General features: G+C 60.8%; 17 protein-coding genes. 13 read left to right on the top strand and 4 right to left on the bottom strand.

What is annotated here, in order from left to right:
• Complete coding sequence (locus LA343_RS06115) at window positions 1-756, bottom strand: DUF3043 domain-containing protein (protein WP_081737291.1); 756 nt, start codon at window positions 754-756, stop codon at window positions 1-3.
• A 231-nt stretch (window positions 757-987) separates the two neighbouring features.
• On the opposite strand from LA343_RS06115, the gene erpA reads away from it, so the two are divergent.
• Window positions 988-1,332 carry an iron-sulfur cluster insertion protein ErpA gene (erpA, locus tag LA343_RS06120; protein ID WP_025402462.1) on the top strand — a complete coding sequence of 115 codons (345 nt, stop codon included), beginning with the start codon at window positions 988-990 and terminating at the stop codon, window positions 1,330-1,332.
• A 197-nt stretch (window positions 1,333-1,529) separates the two neighbouring features.
• Here the strand turns inward: erpA and asnB are convergent, their stop codons facing one another.
• Window positions 1,530-3,467, bottom strand: a complete 1,938-nt coding sequence (gene asnB, locus LA343_RS06125) for an asparagine synthase (glutamine-hydrolyzing) (protein WP_025402463.1) — start codon at window positions 3,465-3,467, stop codon at window positions 1,530-1,532.
• Between the two features lie 117 nt (window positions 3,468-3,584).
• On the opposite strand from asnB, the gene LA343_RS06130 reads away from it, so the two are divergent.
• The 3 genes from LA343_RS06130 to ctaF all read left to right on the top strand — a co-directional run bounded on the left by LA343_RS06130 (window position 3,585) and on the right by ctaF (window position 7,194).
• Window positions 3,585-5,345 (top strand): pyruvate dehydrogenase, encoded by a 1,761-nt coding sequence (locus tag LA343_RS06130; RefSeq protein WP_025402464.1) that lies wholly within the window; start codon window positions 3,585-3,587, stop codon window positions 5,343-5,345.
• 283 nt (window positions 5,346-5,628) lie between these two features.
• On the top strand, window positions 5,629-6,738 hold the full coding sequence (ctaC, locus tag LA343_RS06135) for an aa3-type cytochrome oxidase subunit II (RefSeq protein WP_025402465.1): 1,110 nt from the start codon (window positions 5,629-5,631) through the stop codon (window positions 6,736-6,738).
• A gap of 24 nt (window positions 6,739-6,762) precedes the next feature.
• Window positions 6,763-7,194, top strand: a complete 432-nt coding sequence (ctaF, locus tag LA343_RS06140; protein ID WP_025402466.1) for an aa3-type cytochrome oxidase subunit IV — start codon at window positions 6,763-6,765, stop codon at window positions 7,192-7,194.
• A 120-nt stretch (window positions 7,195-7,314) separates the two neighbouring features.
• Here ctaF and trpD read toward each other — a convergent pair whose 3' ends face one another.
• Complete coding sequence (gene trpD, locus LA343_RS06145; RefSeq protein ID WP_025402467.1) at window positions 7,315-8,391, bottom strand: anthranilate phosphoribosyltransferase; 1,077 nt, start codon at window positions 8,389-8,391, stop codon at window positions 7,315-7,317.
• A gap of 364 nt (window positions 8,392-8,755) precedes the next feature.
• Here trpD and ctaE point away from each other — a divergent pair, with 364 nt between their 5' ends.
• From ctaE to qcrB, 4 genes are all read left to right on the top strand, one after another.
• Window positions 8,756-9,367: an aa3-type cytochrome oxidase subunit III gene (ctaE, locus tag LA343_RS06150; RefSeq protein WP_025402468.1), complete on the top strand. Its 612-nt coding sequence runs from the start codon at window positions 8,756-8,758 to the stop codon at window positions 9,365-9,367.
• 72 nt (window positions 9,368-9,439) lie between these two features.
• Window positions 9,440-10,339 carry a cytochrome bc1 complex diheme cytochrome c subunit gene (qcrC, locus tag LA343_RS06155; RefSeq protein ID WP_025402469.1) on the top strand — a complete coding sequence of 300 codons (900 nt, stop codon included), beginning with the start codon at window positions 9,440-9,442 and terminating at the stop codon, window positions 10,337-10,339.
• Entirely contained in the window at window positions 10,336-11,541 is a 1,206-nt protein-coding gene (qcrA, locus tag LA343_RS06160) for a cytochrome bc1 complex Rieske iron-sulfur subunit (RefSeq protein WP_025402470.1), read from the top strand. Before qcrC ends, qcrA begins: the two co-directional genes overlap by 4 nt.
• Window positions 11,538-13,175 (top strand): cytochrome bc1 complex cytochrome b subunit, encoded by a 1,638-nt coding sequence (gene qcrB, locus LA343_RS06165; RefSeq protein WP_025402471.1) that lies wholly within the window; start codon window positions 11,538-11,540, stop codon window positions 13,173-13,175. The genes qcrA and qcrB overlap by 4 nt, the downstream gene beginning before the upstream one ends.
• Before the next feature lie 176 nt (window positions 13,176-13,351).
• On the opposite strand, the gene LA343_RS06170 is transcribed toward qcrB, so the two are convergent.
• Window positions 13,352-13,963, bottom strand: a complete 612-nt coding sequence (locus LA343_RS06170) for a 3'-5' exonuclease (RefSeq protein ID WP_039910892.1) — start codon at window positions 13,961-13,963, stop codon at window positions 13,352-13,354.
• Window positions 13,964-14,379: 416 nt separating this feature from the next.
• Between LA343_RS06170 and LA343_RS06175 the strand changes: the two genes are divergently transcribed.
• The 5 genes from LA343_RS06175 (at window position 14,380) to LA343_RS06195 (ending at window position 19,389) form a co-directional block, all read left to right on the top strand.
• The gene (locus LA343_RS06175) at window positions 14,380-14,994 is read left to right on the top strand and encodes a C40 family peptidase (RefSeq protein ID WP_025402473.1); all 615 of its coding nucleotides are present in this window, start codon (window positions 14,380-14,382) and stop codon (window positions 14,992-14,994) included.
• A 165-nt stretch (window positions 14,995-15,159) separates the two neighbouring features.
• Entirely contained in the window at window positions 15,160-16,302 is a 1,143-nt protein-coding gene (locus LA343_RS06180) for an NlpC/P60 family protein (RefSeq protein WP_039910893.1), read from the top strand.
• 158 nt (window positions 16,303-16,460) lie between these two features.
• The gene (locus LA343_RS06185) at window positions 16,461-17,666 is read left to right on the top strand and encodes a glycosyltransferase family 4 protein (protein WP_025402475.1); all 1,206 of its coding nucleotides are present in this window, start codon (window positions 16,461-16,463) and stop codon (window positions 17,664-17,666) included.
• A 25-nt stretch (window positions 17,667-17,691) separates the two neighbouring features.
• A complete protein-coding gene (locus tag LA343_RS06190) occupies window positions 17,692-18,651 on the top strand; it encodes an ROK family protein (RefSeq protein WP_025402476.1) in 960 nt (319 codons plus the stop codon).
• Between the two features lie 9 nt (window positions 18,652-18,660).
• A complete protein-coding gene (locus LA343_RS06195) occupies window positions 18,661-19,389 on the top strand; it encodes a lysophospholipid acyltransferase family protein (RefSeq protein WP_025402477.1) in 729 nt (242 codons plus the stop codon).
• Window positions 19,390-19,401 lie beyond the last annotated feature (12 nt).

The following is a 19,401-nucleotide window of genomic DNA, read 5'->3' on the forward strand; positions in this document are numbered from 1 at the left end:
CTAGACCTTATCACCGACATTCTTCTGCGGCGCTGGCGTGCGCAGGCGGCGGATCATCGTGGCGCGGGTGAAGGCGTAGAAGCCCAGCCCGAACTTGCCATAGGTGTTGTCGGGGAAGCGCTCGTTGACCTCGCGGTTAATGCGACGGCCCAGCACGATGCCCTCGACAACCATGATGAGGAAGATGGCCATGACTACGAGGCTGGCCAGGTTCGCCAGGTTCGGGTTCGACATGCCGAAGATCATCACCACGATCACGGCCAACGTCATGGGCAGGAAGAGGTTCATGAGGTAGCGGTGCGCGTCCACCCAATCGCGGACGAAACGCTTCTCGCGGCCCTTGTCGCGGTCCATGAGGTAGGCTTCCTCGCCGGCCATCATGCGCTCGTTGACCTTGCGGCGCTCGCGGGCCTTCTCGTCGCGCTCGCGTTGCTTCATGGCCTTGTACTCGGCCTTCGACATCGAGGCCTTCAGCTCCTTGCGGCGCTTGCGGGCCTGGCCGGGGGTCGTCGGGGCATCGTAGGCGGTGCGGCGCACGCCGTGTTGGCGCTCGACCTCGTTGCGCTTCGGGGTGGGGCGACCCTTCTTTGGGGTGAAGGCCTTCGACGCGTGATCGGAATCCGCATGATGCGACGCGTCGTTCTCGTTCGTCACCTGGGTAGCGTCGACAGTGCGGTCGTCGGCGTAGTGCTCGGCGGCTGCATTGCTGGTGCTGGCGCTCTGGTCGCCTTCGGTCGAGTCCTTTTTCCACGGCATTTTCACGCCTTTTAGGCTAGAGCAGCGATGTGCGCAGGGCAAAACTACACTCCGACGCCGCCAGCCGGCCCCGCGCCGGATTCCCGCGATCGGGAATAGACCGAGGTGGTGTGGCGTTGAAGGCGAACACAGAGTAGTTTGTGAACAGAGTATTTTGTGAGTAAGGCCATAGATCCTGACCCACAGACGTCGATACGGATGTCTACGCGTACATCCTTATAAGGAGGAAACATGACTGCCCCAGAAAAGGTCACGGGCGTTGAGTTGACGGACGCTGCCGCCGCTAAGGCCAGCGCTTTGCTGGCGCAGGAAGGCCGGGACGACTTGGCTCTGCGTATTGCTGTGCAGCCGGGTGGTTGCGCTGGTCTGCGCTACCAGCTGTACTTCGACGACCGCAGCCTCGACGGCGACCTCGTCGACGAGTACGAGGGCGTGAAGCTCGTGGTTGACCGGATGTCTTCCCCCTACCTGATGGGTGCGAAGATCGACTTTGCCGACACGATCGAGTCTCAAGGTTTCACCATCGATAACCCGAACGCGACGGGTTCCTGCGCCTGCGGCGATTCCTTCTCCTGATCGATCTCCCGATCTTGCTCGCAGCATGGGCTCAGCCCCGCGTATGAGTTCATGATCGAGCCTGCGGTCTGAGGATCGTGCACAAAGGGCCGCTGGCCTCCACGAGTGTGGAGACCAGCGGCCCTTTTGTGGTGTGCCCGACGTGCCGGAGGCGCGTATCGGTGTCGCATGGCGTGGCCAGTGGCGCCAGCGATCAGCTACAGCTCAACGGGGTATTCGCGCTGATCGATCTTCGGGTCGATGCGCTCCTCGACGAAAATGCCGTGCCAAATCATGAACGCGATGATCGTCCACAACCGGCGGGAGTGATCCGGGCCGGACCCGGTGTTCATGGCCACGCGGTGCTCTTCGAGCATCTTCAGCACCTCGGCCTTGTTGTAGATGCCGTCGGTATCCGAATCCTCGATGTTCTGCTTCGCCCAATCGTAGAGCTCCGGCCCAGCGAGCCAGTGGCGCATCGGCACAGGGAAGCCCAGCTTCTTGCGGTGCAGCACATGTGGGGGAACGATGCGCTCCATCGCCTTGCGCAGGGCGTACTTCGTGGTGCCGTGGGAAATTTTCAGATCGTGGGGGAGAGTCTCGGCCACGTCGAAGACCACCTTGTCCAAGAACGGAACGCGTAGCTCCAGGGAGTTGGCCATATTGATCTTGTCGGCCTTGACGAGAATGTCACCGCGCATCCATGTGAACAGGTCAAGGTGCTGCATCCGGGCCACCGGATCCATGTCCTTGGACTTGGCGTAGATGGGGGCGGTCACCTCGCGGTGATCCCACTCTGGACGCACGGTGCGCAGCACCCGTTCCAACTGCTGGTAGTTGAAGGATCGCGCGTTACCGTAGTAGCGATCCTCCATCGGCGTGGTGCCGCGCTGCAGCAGGGACTTGCCGCGCACGCCATCGGGCATGGCGTTGCCCACGGTGGCGAGGACCTTGCGCAGGGGAGAGGGGATCTTCTCGAACGGCGCTAGGCTCAGTGGCTCCTTGTAGATGGTGTAGCCGCCGAACAGTTCATCTGCGCCCTCGCCGGAGAGCACAACCTTGACGTGCTTGCGGGCCTCTGCGGCCACGAAGTGCAGGGGAACCAGGGAGGGATCTGCGACTGGGTCGTCGAGATACCAGATGATCTGCGGGATTGCGGCAGCGTATTCCTCAGGGCTCACGACCTTGACGATGTGTTCCGCGCCGATGGCTGCGGCCGATTCGGCGGCCACATCCACCTCGGAGTAGCCCTCGCGCTCGAAGCCCGTGGTGAAGGTGAGCAGGTTGGGGTTGTGGCGCTTGGCCAAGGCGGCGATAGCAGTGGAGTCGATGCCGCCGGAAAGGAACGAACCCACGGTCACATCAGCGCGCATGTGCTTGGCAACCGAGTCCTCCAGGGCTTCGGCGATGCGCTGGAACACGGCCTCTTCGCCGCCAGCGGGAACCTTCTTGACGGGGAAGCGGGGCTCAAACCACCGCGACTCTTCGATCTGGGATCCGGGGCGCACGAAGCCGTAGCTACCGGACTCGAGGCGGCGGATGGACTTGTGCAAGCTCTCCGGTTCCGGCACGTACTGCAAGTCGGTGTAGTGCTCGATGGCGCGAATATCCAGCGAGGTGTCCAGGCCAATAGCATCGGCCATGGACAGGATGCACTTCTTCTCCGAAGCGAACACGGTGCCAGCCTCGGTCGTGGCGATGTACATCGGCTTAATGCCGAACTGATCGCGAGCGATGAACAGCTGCTTGTCCTGAGAATCCCACACTGCAAAGCCGAACATTCCGCGCAGGTGGTTGACCACGTCCGCGCCCCAGTGGTGGTAGCCCACCACGATGGTTTCGCCGTCGCCTTCAGTATTAAAAGTATAACCTGCATCCTGAAGCTCCTGGCGAAGCTCCACGTAGTTGTAGATCTCGCCGTTGAACGTCAGAGCATAGCGGTTCTCCTGCCCCTCGGGTCCCCACTGCAGCGGCTGGTGTGAGTGGGCGATGTCAATGATCGACAGGCGGTTGAAGCCGAAGACAACATCGTCATCGTGCCAAGTACCGCTATCGTCCGGCCCTCGGTGATGCATGCAGGGAAGAGCATCCTCCACTGCGCTGACATAACGCTCCGCGGCACCATCTGCCGCGATGAATCCAAGCAATCCACACATGCGTGAAGACTTTACGCGCGCCATGCCCCCTCGGGCTAGCTCACTCGCCGGAAGCGGCCCATCCACCCGCGGGAAACGCACCGGCAGCGCCACCAATTCCAGCGTAGCCTGTGAGGTATGGCTAAAACTTTTGCAGATCAACTAGTACAGACATTGGAAAAGCAGGGCGTCAAGCGCATCTTCGGACTCGTGGGTGACAGCTTGAACCCCATCGTGGACGCAGTGCGTCGATCGAACATCGAGTGGATCCACGTGCGCAACGAGGAAGCCGCGGCCTTCGCCGCCGGCGCCGAGTCCCTCGTCACCGACTCCCTCGCCGTGTGCGCAGGCTCCTGTGGGCCGGGTAACACCCACCTCCTCCAGGGCCTCTACGATTCCCACCGCAACGGCGCGAAGGTTCTCGCGCTGGCGTCGCACATCCCCAGCATCCAGATTGGCTCGCAGTTCTTCCAGGAAACCCACCCAGAAAAGATCTTCCAGGAGTGCTCGTCCTACTGCGAGATGGTCAACTCCCCGTCCCAGGGTGCACGTCTGATTCACAACGCCATCCAGTCGACCGTGGGCGGCAACGGCGTATCCGTTCTCGTGATCCCCGGTGACATCTCCTCCCAGGAAGCCGCCGACGAGCGCTTCATCGATGGCGGATACGTCTCCGGCCGTCCCGTCATGTTCCCGGATGCCCGTCAGGCAGCCGAGCTCGCCAACGCCATCAACGAGGCCAAGACCGTCACCTTGTTCTGTGGCGTGGGCGCAAAGGATGCCCGCGAACAAGTCCTCAAGCTTGCCGAGAAGATTAAGTCTCCGGTCGGGCACGCCTTCGGCGGCAAGATGTTCATTCAGTACGACAATCCTTTCGATGTCGGAATGTCTGGACTCCTCGGCTACGGCGCGTGCCGCGATGCGATGTACGACGCCGACCTGCTGATCCTGCTGGGAACCGACTTCCCGTACAACGACTTCCTGCCGGACAACAACGTTGCCCAGGTGGACATCGAACCCATGCACATCGGCCGACGCACCACCGTGCACCACCCAGTTGTCGGCGACGTGGCAGCGGTCATCGAGTCGATCCTCCCGCACGTCGAGGAGAAGACCGATCGGTCGTTCCTTGACAAGCAGCTACGCAACCACGAGCGCGCCATGAAGGGTGTCGTGGACGTCTACTCCGAGAACGTCGAGAAGATGAAGCCCATCCACCCCGAGTATGTCGCGGACATCATCGATGGTTTGGCCGACGACGACGCCATCTTCACCGTGGACACGGGCATGTGCAACGTCTGGGGAGCGCGCTACATCACGCCGAACGGCAAGCGCCAGGAAATCGGTTCCTTCCGCCACGGCACCATGGCCAACGCCCTGCCGCACGCCATCGGCGCGCAGGCGGCTGCTCCCGACCGCCAAGTGATCAGCTTCTGCGGCGATGGCGGACTGGGCATGCTCATGGGAGAGCTGCTCACGGTCAAGCTCCACAACCTGCCGATCAAGGCTGTGGTCTTTAATAACTCCTCGTTGGGCATGGTCAAGCTCGAGATGCTCGTCGAAGGCCTCCAGGAGTTCCAAACCGATCACGACGAGGTGAACTACGCCAAGATCGCGGAGGCCGTGGGAATCACCGCGATCCGTATCGAAAACCCGGAGGATGTCGAGGACGGCATCCGCAGGGCTCTGGCTACGCCTGGTCCGGTGCTCGTCGACGTTGTGACCGACCCGAATGCCCTGAGCCTTCCCCCGAATATCACCTGGGAAATGATGATGGGCTTCTCCAAGGCCGCCACCAAGACGGTGTTCTCCGGTGGCGTGGGTCGCATGCTCAACCTGGCGAAGTCCAACCTTCGCAATTTGGGCGCAGCCGGCACCATCGAAACGAACAAGATCTAGAGATGTGAAGCACACTGGGGGAGGGGCGGGACTGGTGGCGTCGAAAAACCAAAGGTCGAAGACCGGCGCCACCTAACCCGTGTGGGGGCAACGGGGAGGGGCACCACACCCGAAAAGGGAAATTCCAGCGGTGTGATGGTGGCAGGAAGCTGCCAATGGTCTAGAGTTCTAGTGTGAAGTGGTTTAGAGCCAGAGGCTATGAACGCACTGCAGGTTCACAGCTCTCTTTAAGAACCTCAAGGCGCTAGACCAAATGACGTGTGAACGAGGAAGGCAAACTCGCGTGAAACAGCGAAATAATCACGGTTTGACTCGCCGTATTGGCCTCGCAGGTCTTCTGGGCCTCAGTGGTCTCGTGCTGACCGGTTGTAACGTTGCCCCGCCGGATAACGGCTTCTTCCACGCCCTGCGTATGGGCTGGCCGACGGGCATCACCCCGGAAAGTAAAGAAATGGGCAACCTGTGGGTGTGGGTCTGGGTGACCGCCTGGATCGTCGGCATCGTCATGTGGGGCCTGCTGTTCCTGAACATGGGCCGCAACAGCGCAAAGCGCCAGGCAAAGAAGGGCAACACTGAGGAATTCCCGCGTCAGACCGGCTACAACGTGCCGCTGGAGCTGGTTCTCACCACGCTGCCCGTGCTGATCATCATGGGTCTGTTCTTCTTCAACGTGCAGGCTCAGGACAGCGCTACTGCTCTGGACAAGGATCCCAAGGTTCGCGTTGATGCGACCGGCTTCCAGTGGAACTGGAAGTTCGGCTACGGCATGATCAGCAGCGACGTCCTCGGCCAGAACTACGACGGAACTGACCAGGCAGCTCAGAAGCAGGCCGAAGATTCCAAGTACCCCAAGGAGGGCGTGGACTCCCACGGCCACGAGATCGTTGGTCCCGTCCACGGTCGCTCGGAAGATGACTACTCTTACCTGAACTTCGACAAGATCGAGACCGTTGGCACCACCGAGGAGATCCCGGTTCTGGTTCTGCCGACCAACACCGCGATCGAGTTCAACCTCGCATCTGCGGACGTTGTTCACTCCTTCTGGATCCCCGAGTTCCTGTTCAAGCGCGACGTGTTCCCGCACCCCGACCAGAACAAGTCCGAGCGTCGCTTCCAGATCGAGCAGATCAACCAGGAAGGCGCATTCGTGGGCCGCTGTGCTGAGATGTGCGGTACCTACCACTCCATGATGAACTTCGAGCTGCGTGCTGTGAGCCCGGAGAAGTTCAAGGAGTACATCCAGTTCCGCGAGGCTAACCCCCAGGCTCCGAACTCTGATGCTCTCAAGAAGATCGGCGAGGCCCCCTACGCGGTGACCACGCACCCGTTCAAGACGGACCGCACCGGTACCCGCTCCTTCAACGACAACTACAAGGATCCAAACGCCGCCTAGGGTAGGCAGAAAGAGAAGACTCCAATGACTTCTGGCGCAAAACTCTTCTACGCAGTTGGCACCTTCCTCGCGTCGGCCACGGTGCTGTACATCTTGGCGACGATCTACCTGAAGGACTCCGCCAACCTCATCGGACTCGAGTGGGCCGGTGCCACCGGCCTGGTCATGTCCACCCTGTTGGCCTTCATGCTGGCGGGCTACCTGCACCTAACCGACAACAAGACTGACATCAGCCCGGCCGACTGGGAAGAGGCCGAGATCGAAGACGGAGCTGGCGTGCTCGGCTTCTTCTCCGCAAGCTCCATCTGGCCGTTCGTGATGACCGTCGCCATCGTGCTCTTGGGCGCCGGCATCGCGTGGTGGCACTACTGGCTAATCGTCATGGGCGCGGTGATCCTGATCTGGGCCGCAACCATGCTGAACCTGCAGTACGGCGCTCCGCCGGAGAAGCACTAGTTATCGAAGCTCTAATTACCAGAGCTCCGGCTTAAGCCCACGAGAAAGCCGCCCTCCTATCACACGGGGAGGGCGGCTTTCGCCATGCCTTAGTTGTCCAGAGTGATCTGGGACTTGATGTCACTCACCCAGAATGGCGCTCAGCTGTGCGCCGGCTGCACCAGATTCCAGAGCTTCCCGAGCGACTTGCACATTGCGCCGCAAGCTTTCATGGAAGCCTTGTTCCTCCCATCCATGGTATGCGGTGAGCGCTCCGGCGGCGTTAATCAGCACAGCATCCTTGATGGCCCCGTCGATCTCATTCGCCATGAGCTTGCGGGCAACATCTGCGTTGTAAGCCGCATCGCCACCTGCCAGCGATCCCTCAGGGTGGAAGTCGAGGCCGACGCTGCGTGGGTTGATGATCTCTTCGCCAGTCACGCCTTCGGAATTGACGGTGACAACCTCCGTGGGAGTGCATACCGAAATCTCATCCATGCCGTCCATGCCACGAACAACGAGCACCCGACTTCCCTGGTGAGCGAAGGCGCCACCCATGATCGGCATGAACTCCTTGAATGCACATCCAATGAGTCCGTATTTCGGAGATGCGGGGTTAGTCATGGGGCCGAGGAGGTTAAAGAGCGTGGGCACCCCGAGTTCGGAGCGGACAGGCCCAGCGAAGCGCATTGCCGGGTGATAGGTCTTGGCGTACATGAACGCAAACTTGGATGCCTCTAGATCCTTCACGACGTCCTCAGGCGACCGCTCGATGTCGAGCCCGAGCGCTTCGAGCATGTCGGCACCGCCGCACCTGGATGATGCTGCTCGATTGCCGTGCTTGACTACCGGAATTCCCGTAGCGGCGACGACGAAAGAAGCCATCGTCGAGATATTGACCGTATGGTGGCCATCGCCCCCTGTACCAACGATGTCTACACAATTGTTATTGTCCAGGACTACGTTCGTGGCAAAGCTTCGCATGGTCGAGGCAGCGGCGGCGAGCTCGGCTGCCGTGATTCCACGTACTCGCAGGCCGAATGCGAAGGCCGCGATTTGTGCATCCGTAGCGCGGGCGTCCATGATCTCCTGCATGGCCCACTGGACCTGGCTCTCGCTGAGCTCTTCACCGCGGCCAAGACGGCCGAGAACTCCCGGCCAGGTGAAATAGGACTCCGGTAGTTGAGATGAGCGCAGGGATTGGGCAGTAGGGGACATGCAGTTCTTCCTTCCGGTGTTGTTCTTGGCTGATGTGGGCTGTGAGATCTCATCGGCGAGAAACTCAATGCGCTTTTAAGGTTAGTCGCAGGAGCCGGAGCCTCGACGCTGAGAGCGGCTAACACGAATCTGGGATGTCGATCACCCCCGGAGCGGGGCAGATTGCACAGGGGGCTTGACTAATGATGCAGTTGACCTCGTGATTTTTCGGCCGTCGTTTGGAAGGGGCAAAAAGTTCCCGTTAGCCCCTATCGGGGGAGACTGCCAGGTTGTTCCAATGTTTTACCTGCGATTTTCCAGCTGCTTAAAAGAAAGAGTGCGTGGTGAATCGACTCTGAGCACAGGAACGGCCATACTTATAGGCGTGACGAGCGCAGTTGAAAACCCAGGTATGGCAGCACCACAACGTGTTGCGACACTGAACCGACCCAACATGGTCAGTGTCGGCACGATTGTGTTCCTGTCTCAGGAATTGATGTTCTTTGCTGGTCTGTTCGCGATGTACTTCGTGTCCAAGGCCAACTCCGGAGGAAATTGGCCTTCGGAGCCCACTGAGCTGAATGTGCCCTACGCGGCAGTGGTCACCGTTATTCTGGTGAGCTCTTCATTCACGGCTCAGATGGGCGTGTTTGCGGCGGAAAGGGGTGATGTCTTCGGTCTCCGCAAGTGGTACGCCATCTCAGCATTGCTGGGCTTCATCTTCCTGCTCGGTCAGGGAAATGAGTACCGCAACCTTGTTTCAGAGGGCACCACGATCGCTTCCTCCGTTTACGGATCGGTCTTCTACATCACAACCGGATTCCACGGCGCCCACGTCCTTGCTGGCGTGATCGCCTTCCTGGTTGTCCTGCTGAGGACTGTGAAGTCGAAGTTCACGCCCGCCCAGGCAACCGCAGCCGTCGTGGTGTCTTACTACTGGCACTTCGTCGACGTGGTCTGGATTGGCCTCTTCATCACGATTTACTTCATCCAGTAGGCCGTACAGGCCGATCCCCTGAGTCGGCCTACAGCCCATCGCACTTCCACAGACGAAATAAAAGGGAACAAGATGGATACCAACTCCACTAAAGCAGACGCTAGCCAGGTGACTAGCGGCGAAAAGGTCAGTGTCGCCAAGGCACGCCGTCGCCGCAAGTTGCGCAAGACGCTGGCCGGCGCACTGGCGCTAGTCTTCGCCCTGACCGGCGCGGGCTTCATCGCCAACGCGCTTACCCCGGATCCGCAGAATGCAGTAGCCGAGCAGGATACTTCGGCACTCATCACCGAGGGTAAGCAGATCTACGACGTTGCTTGCATCACCTGCCACGGCTCCAACCTGCAGGGTGTCAAGGACCGCGGTCCTTCTCTGATCGGTGTCGGTGAGGGCGCCGTGTACTTCCAGGTTCACTCCGGTCGTATGCCCCTGGTGCGAAACGAGTCTCAGGCTCACCGTAAGCCCCCGCGCTACAACGAGCAGCAGACCCTGGCTCTCGCCGCTTACGTCAACGCCAACGGTGGTGGCCCCGGTCTGGTTCGCGACAGCAACGGCCAGTTGGCAATGGAATCGCTTCGCGGTGCCAACTACAAGGACGGAAAGATCAACCCTGCGGACGTTGCCCGTGGTTCTGATCTCTTCCGACTGAACTGCGCATCCTGCCACAACTTCACTGGTCGTGGCGGCGCGCTGTCGAGTGGTAAGTACGCACCGGTACTGGATCCTGCTAACGAGCAGGAGATCTACCAGGCCATGCTGACCGGTCCTGAGAACATGCCTCGCTTCTCTGACCGCCAGCTGACGGCTGATGAAAAGAAGGACATTATTGCTTTCATCAAGTCCTCCAAGGAGACCCCGTCCCAGGGTGGTTGGTCCCTCGGCGGCATCGGTCCGGTGACTGAGGGCATGATGATGTGGTTCGTAGGAATCGTGATCATGATCGCCTTCGCTATGTGGATTGGATCCCGTTCATGAGTGACAAGAAGCGTGATTACAGCAAAGAAGAGCTCTCAAAGATGAGCAACGACGAGCTCGCTCGCCTCGGCACCGAGCTCGACGGGGTGACGGTTGCGTACCGCAAGGAACGTTTCCCGGTAGCTAATGACCCGGCTGAAAAGCGGGCAAGCCGCCACGTCGGCATCTGGCTCGTGCTCGCCGTGGTGTTCGCAGTTGCCTTCATCGGCATCTACCTCTTCTACCCGTGGCAGTACAAGCACCTGGGCCAGGAAGGCCTGTGGACTTACTCCCTGTACACCCCGTTGCTGGGTGTTACCGCAGGCCTCGGTATCGTCAGCCTCGGCATCGGCATCATCGTTTACACGAAGAGCTTCATTCCCGAAGAGATCTCCGTGCAGACTCGTCACGATGGTCCGTCCGACGAAGTTGACCGCCGCACCCTCGTGGCCCTCCTCAACGACTCGTGGAAGACCTCGACCCTTGGGCGTCGCCCCATGCTGAAGGGCCTCGCTGGTACCGGCGCCGTCCTGGCTGGTCTCGTTATTGCTCTCCCGCTGGGTGGCATCATCAAGAACCCCTGGAAGGCCAAGGCCATGGGCATTCAGGGCGACGGCACCCTGTGGACCACCGGTTGGACCTTGGTTTCTGAGGGCCAGAAGGTGTACCTCGGTCGCGACACTGGCGCCATCGCTGAGATGGAGAACGGCCACTACAACACCGAGGGCGTTTCTCGCCTGACCCGTGTTCGTCCCGAGGACCTGGATGCCGGCGCAATGGAAACCGTCTTCCCCCTGCCGGAGGAGATGGTCAACGATGGCGAGCTGTACTCTCCGAAGCGCAACGTTTACGAAGAGCACATGCACTCCATCCACGGTTCCCGTAACGCTGTCATGCTGATTCGTCTCCGCGAGGCTGACGCACGCAAGGCAGTTCCCCGTCAGGGTCAAGAGACCTTCCACTACGGCGAATACTTCGCCTACTCGAAGATCTGTACTCACATTGGTTGCCCGACCTCCCTGTACGAGCAGCAGACCAACCGTATTCTGTGCCCGTGCCACCAGTCGCAGTTCGATGTGATGCAGTACTGCAAGCCCATCTTCGGCCCCGCTGCTCGTGCTCTTCCGCAGCTTCCGATCTCCGTAGACGAAGATGGATACCTATTCGCCGATGGTGACTTCATCGAGCCTGTCGGCCCGGCATTCTGGGAGCGTCGTTCATGAGTAATAAGACACAGAGCCGCATGGCACATGCGGCCAACAACATCGACGAGCGGTACACCGCTTCTGGTCTGATCCGACCGCAGATCAACAAGGTATTCCCGACCCACTGGTCCTTCATGCTCGGTGAGATCGCGCTGTATTCCTTCGTGATCCTCATTCTGTCCGGTGTGTATCTCACCCTCTTCTTCGACCCCTCCATGTCGAAGGTGATCTACGACGGCGCTTACGCCCCGCTGAACGGCGTGGAGATGTCCGCCGCATACAAGACGGCACTGAACCTCTCCTTTGAGGTTCGTGGCGGCCTGTTCATCCGCCAGGTGCACCACTGGGCTGCACTGCTGTTTGCAGTGTCGATCATGGTTCACATGTTCCGCATCTTCTTCACCGGTGCGTTCCGCAAGCCGCGTGAGGCTAACTGGGTGATCGGTAGCGTGCTGCTGCTGCTGTCCGTGGCTGAGGGCTTCATGGGCTACTCCCTGCCTGACGACCTGCTGTCTGGCGTTGGTCTGCGAATCATGTCCGCGATCATCATCGGCCTGCCGATCATCGGTACGTGGCTGCACTGGATCATGTTCGCTGGCGATTTCCCCGGCGATATCATCATCCCGCGTCTGTACATCGCACACGTCCTCATTATCCCCGGCATCCTGCTTGCTCTTATCGCGGCCCACCTCGCTCTGGTCTGGTACCAGAAGCACACCCAGTTCCCTGGACCGGGTCGCACCGAGAACAACGTCGTGGGTGTTCGAATCCTGCCGATCTTTGGCGTGAAGGCCGCTTCCTTCGGTCTCATCACCTTCGGTGTCATCGCCTTCATGGCAGGCGCATTCCAGATCAACGCAATCTGGAACCTGGGACCCTACAACCCGTCTCAGGTCTCTGCAGGTTCTCAGCCTGATATCTACATGCTGTGGACTGACGGTGCTGCTCGTGTCATGCCGGCTTGGGAGCTGTACTTCGGTAACCACACCATCCCCGCAGTGTTCTGGGTAGCCTTGCTGCTCGGCCTGCTGGTGGTCCTATTGTTCACCTACCCCTGGATTGAGCAGAAGCTGACCGGCGACCAAGCTCACCACAATCTGCTGCAGCGTCCGCGCGACGTTCCAGTGCGTACCGCTGTGGGCGTCATGGCTATCGTGTTCTACGTCCTTTTGACGATCTCCGGTGGTAACGACCTCATCGCCTACCACTTCACGATCTCGCTGAACGCCATGACCTGGTTCGGTCGTATCGGCCTGGTCCTCGGCCCGCCGATTGCGTACTTCATTACCTACCACCTGTGCGTTGCCCTGCAGCGTAACGACCGTGAGGTTCTGGAACACGGCATTGAGACCGGCACCATCCGTCAGCTGCCCTCCGGCGAGTTTATCGAGGTGCACCAGCCGCTGGGACCGGTCGACGAGCACGGCCACCCGATTCCGCTGGAGTACCAGGGTGCAGAGGTGCCGAAGACGATGAACGCTCTGGGTGCCGCCGGACAGCCCGGTCGCGGTTCCTTCTTCCGTCCCGATCCCGAGGACATCGCGGAGAAGGTCGAGCGCATCGAGCACCGCAACCATGTTGAGCAGAAGGAGATGTACGAGCGTCTCACCGAGTTCAACCGCAAGAAGGATCAAGAAGAGCTCGATAAGTAGCTCTCTGCTCCGACATGAAGAATCCCGCCAGGTTCATCCTGGCGGGATTCTTCATGTCTATAGATGATTCTGCTTAGGGACTGCAGTTTGGCATCGCGTCGGACGCAGAAGGGTCCCTAGATTGAGCAGAAGGTGGCCGTGGCCGGACATTACGCTGGACATTACACAGACGGTGTCTACATCTCGCTGAGCCTCTGGAGTACTTCCAGAGTGGCGGTCGCATCACTTTCCGCCCGGTGCAGCGGGCGGTGCGGTGTATCTAGATACGCAGCGACATTGGCGAGTCTGTATCGACCCACAGCCTGTCTGGGGATCATGACGCGGGACAAGGCCGCGGTACACAGTAAACGGGGGATATAGGGCGGGAGAGTCTCGGAGTGCGGTTCACCCGCTTGGAATTCGTCTCCGTGGGGCTCGTACTCAGCCCTGAGGAATTCCCTGTGAAGAAAAGTCAGATCGAAAGCCACGTTATGGCCGATGAGTGGGGGAGGAGTAGCTGCATCCCCATCCGTAAGGAAGTCGTGCAGTTCGACGGCGACGTCCCGAAATGCGGGGCTGCCCGCAACATGACCGTCTGAGAGCCCGGTGAGATCCGTGATCTCGTCCGGGATAGATATTTCTGGATTGATGAGAGTATGAAACGATTGGTCCACAAGGCCCTGGCTAACAGAAAGCGCAGCGATCTCGATAATCCTGTCCTGCGCTGGGTCTAATCCAGTAGTCTCAACATCCACCACCATGCAGCGTCGTAGAGCCTGCGTGGGGTCCAAACGATCTCCTGAAGTCACGTCTAACACCCTACTTCCGCTGCATTTCGGAGCGGTAACGGACCGATAACGCCAAGTTTGTGACAAACCTCACACGCGCCTCTCTGCTGTGGCGATCGCTCGGTGGATTCTCCGACCATAGCCCTTCAGGGTGCCGCTTATGTGCTGGTCAAACGCTTGAGCGGCTGCCTTTTTCGGGACGTGTGGGTTTTCTCGCAAAACGGCCACGACTTGATAACGAAACGATATCGAAGCCCAATCATCAACTTTTTCGGCGTTTGGCTAGACACGAGTTGCAACAATTTCGTAATCTTTTTGAGACCTTAGCGGTGAACGAAACAAAACAAACGCTTTGGCACCGCACCGCGGTAGTGGCGATAACTACCGGCGAGGGAGAAATTCTCCCAGACAACGGATCGAAAGGTAAGACAGGCTCTATGGGCAAGCACAACGTGAAGAAGAACAACACCCCGCGCAACGCTGCAGTGATCGCTGCCGTGGGTGTGGGCGCCGCACTGGTGAACCCCGCTGTTGCAAGCGCTACTCCGGTTACGCACGAGCAGACCGGAATCACCGTCGACGTGCCGAACGAAGTTCTGCCTCACGTCAAGTCCTACTTCAACCAGGCTGGCATCGTCGAGCAGGCCACCGCTGCCGTCAACCAGGGCCTCGACGCCGCTGGTGCTCCGGCTGCCGCTCCGATCACCTCCATCGGCCAGGCCATCGCTGACACCGCAAAGAGCAAGATCGGTAGCCCCTACGCATGGGGTGCCGCTGGCCCCAACGCCTTCGACTGCTCCGGCCTGACCTCCTGGGCTTACTCCCAGAACGGCAAGTCCATCCCCCGCACCTCCTCCGCACAAGCTAACTCCGGCACCCCGGTTTCCCTGGATGCTCTGCAGCCCGGCGACATCATCTCCTACTACGGTGGCGCTTCCCACGTTGCCATCTACATCGGCAACGGCCAGGTCGTTCAGGCCCTCAACGAGTCCTCCCCGGTTCGCGTTGACGACCTGCACATGATGCCGATCTACAACGCAGTTCGCTTCTAAGTCGCATCGAGCGAACGCCAATCGGCGCTAGCGCTGTAGTTGCTTCTCCTGCCTGTCTAGGCAACGCAACGCACCGGGCGGAGGGAACTACACCCTCCGCCCATTTTTGTGGCAGAATAATCCCGTCCCAAGACGCTTCGTGATCACATAAGAAAGTACTCACCAGTGAACGTGTCCTTCTCTCCCTCCCGTCACTTTTCGGGAGCCAAGGTTGTTAGCGCGACTTTCCTGGCAGTAGCCATGGGTGTCTCCGCACCTATCGCTTCCGCACAGCCGGCACAACCGGCTCAGCCAGGCAAGAATCTTGACTCTGATGTCGACACGCTGATCCAAGCGCCTATCCCCACCGATGTGGATGGCTTGCTCAACCACCTCGGCAAGATCTCTCAGCTGGCATCCAAGACCTCCGACGAGGTCGAGCAGACCAAGATCAACATCGGTGACTACCAGAACCGACTGGATGCAGCCAACAAGGCCCTGGCCGATGCCAATGCGCAGGCTCAGGATGTCATGGGCCGCATGGAAGGCACCCGTGGCGAGGTGACCAACGTGTCCCGCGCGATGTACCGCGGAGCGAACGTGGATCCGGTCTCCGCCATCATCGGCGCCGAAGGCCCCCAGGCCGCCATGGAGCGCAGCTCCTACCTGAACTCCATCGCATCGCAAACCACCAACACCCTCACCGAGCTGGATTCCGAGATCGCCGCTGCAGCCAAGGCGAAGAGCGATGCTGCCCGCGCCAAGGCCACCGCCGATTTCCAGCTGCGCACCCTCAACGAGCAGAAGACCAAGCTCGACGATCGTTCCGCCCAGCTCGATGAGCTCAAGGGCCAGGTCATGAAGGTCGTCGATGGCCTCAGCCCGGCAGACCGCCAGCGCTGGGTCGATCGCAACGGCCCAATCAACGTGGACGTCAACGAGTTTCTCGGAAAGCTGCGCCAGTCCACCGCCGGCACTCCTGCAGGCAACTACAGCGGTGCTGTCGCTGCTGCGATGTCCAAGCTCGGAGCTCCGTACTCCTGGGGCGCTACCGGACCGGATGCTTTCGACTGCTCCGGCCTCATGCTCTGGTCGTACCAGCAGATCGGCAAGTCCATTCCGCGCACCTCGAGCGCACAGATCGCTGGCGGCACCCCCGTCTCCAAGTCCGAGCTTCAGCCCGGCGATATCGTTGGCTTCTACCCGGGTGTGACCCACGTCGGCATGTACATCGGCGATGGCAAGATCGTCCACGCGTCCGACTACGGCATCCCCGTCCAGGTCGTGTCCCTCGACTCCATGCCGTTCGCCGGCGCCGCTCGCTACTAGGGTCTGCTACTGGCCTGCTATTAGGGTTTTCTACTAGGTTCGCCCCGAGGCCCTCTCCGGGCACAGCTCTGTGAGAGGGGAGGAGACTGAAGGCGCACAAGCGCAGTGCCCCAGGCCAAACCCCGCGGGTGTCTCACTAGCCGCTAAACTCTGTAGCCATGCACGCACGTCGCCCCGGAAGCCCCGCAGAGACTCACTCCGCAGAGACTCAGCGGAAGGCGCATCCCGAATCCCACCCAAAGGTCCTCGTCGTCACCAACGACTATCCGCCGACCTTGGGTGGGATTCAGACGTATGTGCGCGATTACCTTGCCACCTTAGACCCTAAGCAGGTCGTGGTCTTCGCCTCCACTCAGGACCGCGAGGCCGCCGAGGCATGGGACGCGACTACCCCTTATCGCGTCACGCGCTGGCCCCGCTCTGTCATGCTGCCCACTCCCGCCACGGCTCGGCGCATGCAGCAGCTCATCCGCGAGCACGATCTCCACACCGTGTGGTTCGCCGCCGCCGCCCCGCTGGCGCTCATGGCCAGCGCGGCTCGCCAGGCAGGTGCCAGCCGGGTGGTGGCCTCCACTCACGGCCATGAGGTCGGCTGGTCAATGTTTCCCGGCTCTCGCCAGGTGCTGCGCCGCATCGGCGAATCCGTCGACTGCCTCACCTACGTCTCGACCTACGCGCGCAACCGTCTCGCGGGCGCCTTCGGTCCCACCGTCGCCTGGGAAGCCATGCCCGGCGGCGTGGACACCGATTTTTTCCACCCCAGCTCCGCCTCCGTGCAGATTCGGAAGCGGCATGGCCTCGCTGACAAGTTCGTCATCGTCGCCGTCTCGCGCATCGTGCCGCGCAAGGGACAGGACACCCTTGTTGCGGCCCTTCCGGAGATCCGCACGCACATCCCAAACGCGCACGTGCTCATGGTAGGCCCCGGCGCCTACGGCGAGAAGGTCCAGCGTCTGGCGCAGAAACTGGGCGTGAGCGACCACGTGACCTTCACTGGCGCCGTGGACTACGAGGAGCTGCCGGCCTACTATTCCGCCGGTGACATCTTCGCGCTTCCTGTGCGCACCCGTTTCGGCGGATTGTCCGTGGAAGGCCTAGGGATCGTGTATTTGGAGGCGCAGGCTTGTGGCGTCGCGACGATAGCAGGAAGCGGCGGCGGAGCCCCCGAAACGGTGGTGGACGGCACCACGGGGCTGGTCGTCTCGTCGAAGTCCGAGCTCGTCGATGCTGTTGTCTCTCTTTATCTCGACGCCGAAACCCGCGATGGCCTGGCCCGTGCAGGCTTGGAAAGGGTGCGCGAGCAGTGGACATGGGCCGTGCTGGGGAAGCGTGCGCGGAGGATCTTGAGCGGTGCAGTAGGGTAGAGGGGTTACAAGAAAGGCGGTCAGAGTGGACAACAAGCTCACCGTTGGTATCGATATCGGAGGTACCAACCTGCGGGCAGCGGTCGTGGATGCAGACGGGCACGTGCTAGACGTGGAGAAGCTACCGACTCCGTCGAACGCGCGTGCGCTGGAGACGGCGCTGGAGCGTGCCGTTCGGGCCCTCTGCGACCGCAACCCCGGCGTTGTGGGCGTGGGTCTGGCCGCCGCCGCGTTCATCGACGAGAATCAGCAGTTCGTGCGCTTTGCCCCGCACCTGCCGTGGCGCAACTCGCCGATCACGTCTCGGCTGAGCTCGAAGTTCGGCCTGCCGGTGGTGCTGGAGCACGATGCGAACTCTGCCGCATGGGGGGAATACCTCAGCGGTGCCGCACAGGACGCGGGCACGTGGGTGCTGTTTGCCCTGGGCACGGGGATCGGTGCGGCGCTCATGATCGATGGCGAGATCTACCGCGGTGCCTATGGCACTGCGCCCGAGTTTGGCCACCTTACTGTCATGCCCGGCGGGCGCGCCTGTCCCTGCGGCAAGCGGGGTTGCCTAGAGCGCTACTGCTCCGGCTCCGCGCTCGCGCTGACGGCGCAAGACCTCATCGCGACGGGCCAGCACCCTGAGTCGCCCCTGGCAAGGGAGTACGCCGCGCACCCGGAGGAGATTAGCGGTCGAGCCGTGGTGCGCCTGGCTCGTCAAGGCGATGAGCTTGCCCAGAGTGTCATCGCTGAGGTGGGGCGGTGGCTGGGACACGCCCTGGCTCTGGTCCAAGATGTCATGGACCCCGAACTCATCGTCATCGGTGGCGGCCTGAGTTCCGATGCGGATTTGTTCCTCGATTCGGCTGTGGCATCGCTTCACGATAACGTAGTTGGTGCAGGTCATCGGCCAGTTGCCCGTGTGGCGACGGCTCAATTGGGCGGAGACGCCGGTATGATCGGCGTGGCGCTACTCGCGCGGAAGAAATTCATTGGCTAGGGGATAACTATGCAAAACCGTACCTACTGGTGGCTGAAGAACGTGTTCATCGGCCCTTTCCTGCGCGTGTATAACCGTCCCTTCACTCGAGGTCTGGACAAGATCCCAGAGGAAGGCGCGGTGATCCTCGCCTCCAACCACCTCGCCGTGATGGACTCTTTCTACCTGCCGCTGGTGGCCAAGCGGCAGTTGACGTTCCTGGCAAAAAAGGAATACTTCACCACCCCGGGCCTTGTTGGCGGGATCCAGAAGTGGTTTTTCTCCTCCGTGGGGCAGGTGCCGATCGACCGGGCGGACAAAAGCTCCCAGGACGCGGCGATGCAGACCGCATTGCGCGTGCTGGAAAAGGGCGACCCGCTGGGAATGTACCCGGAGGGTACCCGGTCGCCCGATGGTCGCCTCTACAAGGGCAAGACCGGGCTGGCGCGCATCGCGCTGGAATCCAACGTGGATGTCTACCCCGTCGCCATGATCAACACCAACAAGGTCAATCCGATCGGCAGTTGGATTCCGCGACCGTACCGTTGTGGCGTGTACGTGGGAGATCCCATCAGCCCGGATGACTTCCGCGATGCCGGCGACGAGTACGCCCAGGCTCGCGCAATGACCAACGCGATCATGGAATCTCTGGCGGAATTGTCCGGCCAGGAGTACGTTCCGGACTTTTATGCCGCGGATGTGAAGAAATCGTTGGAACAAGGCCACGGTTACCCGCCCGGCTCGGAGCCGAGGCACTAGGCCTGACCAGTA

Source organism: Corynebacterium falsenii (genome assembly GCF_020099275.1).
GTDB classification, from domain to species: domain Bacteria; phylum Actinomycetota; class Actinomycetes; order Mycobacteriales; family Mycobacteriaceae; genus Corynebacterium; species Corynebacterium falsenii.